Annotated in this window: 1 protein-coding gene; it reads left to right on the top strand. The window is 66.9% G+C overall.

Going from position 1 to position 1151, the window contains the following annotated elements; all coding sequences use genetic code 11:
- Positions 1-1151 (top strand): hypothetical protein (locus tag EOS_RS46960; protein WP_047845587.1); only part of this gene is annotated, 1151 nt, incomplete at both ends.

Raw genomic sequence — 1151 nt, 5'->3', positions numbered from 1 at the left:
GCCCTCGACACCACCGTGACGCCGGTCAACGATGCGCCGCTCGCCAGCGGCAGCGCGACGCTCGCAACCAATGAAGACGAAGGCAACCCGCCTGGCGATACGGTTGGTCATCTGTTTGGCAGCAATTTCAACGACAGCGCCGATCAGCAGCAAACCGCGAGTAATCCAACCGGCTCGGTGGCGAACACGCTGGCGGGCGTCGCGATTACCGGTAACAGTGCAGACGCGAGCCAGGGCACATGGCAATACTCGACGGACAACGGCACGCACTGGACCACGATTGCCACCACCGGCCTGAGCGATTCGAACTCGCTCGTGTTGTCGTCGTCGGCGCAATTGCGCTTCGTGCCGGCGCCCGACTACAACGGCGTGCCGGGGCAACTCACCACGCGCCTGATCGATAGCTCGACCACGGTCGTCGCCGGCTCAGTGACGGGCGCCGATCTGGCAACCGGCGACACCGCGATCACCGGGGTCGACGTCTCGGGCGCGCACAACGGCGGCACGACGGCGGTCAGTGCGGCGACGGTCGAGCTCGATACGCCAGTGGCGGCGATCAACGATGCGCCGCTCGCCAGCGGCGGCGCGACGCTCGCACCGGCCAGCGAAGACTCCAACCCACCGGGTGATACGGTCGGCCATCTGTTCGGCAGCAATTTCAACGACAGCGCCGATCAGCAGCAAAGCGTCAGCAATCCAAGCGGCTCGGTGGCGAACACACTGGCGGGCGTCGCGATCACCGGCAATGCCGCGGACTCGAGCCAGGGCGCCTGGCAATACTCGACGGATAACGGCGCGCACTGGACCACGATTGCCGCCACCGGCCTGAGCGATTCGAACTCGCTCGTGCTGTCGTCGTCGGCGCAATTGCGCTTCGTGCCGGCGGCCGACTTCAACGGCGTGCCGGGGCAACTCACCACGCGCCTGATCGATAGTTCGACCACGGTCGTCGCCGGCTCAGTGACGGGCGCCGATCTGGCAACTGCCGATACCGCGATTGCGAGTGTCGACGTATCGGGTGTACACAACGGCGGCGCGACGGCGGTCAGCACGGCGACCGTCAACCTGGGTACGACCGTGACGGCAGTCAACGATGCGCCGCTCGCCAGCGGCAGCGCGTCGCTGGCGCCGTCCACCGAAGACGCCACCGT

The organism is Caballeronia mineralivorans PML1(12) (genome assembly GCF_001028175.1).
GTDB classification, from domain to species: domain Bacteria; phylum Pseudomonadota; class Gammaproteobacteria; order Burkholderiales; family Burkholderiaceae; genus Caballeronia; species Caballeronia mineralivorans.
Note: the sequence above shows the minus strand (reverse complement) of the source record. Positions and strands in the feature narration are given on the sequence as shown.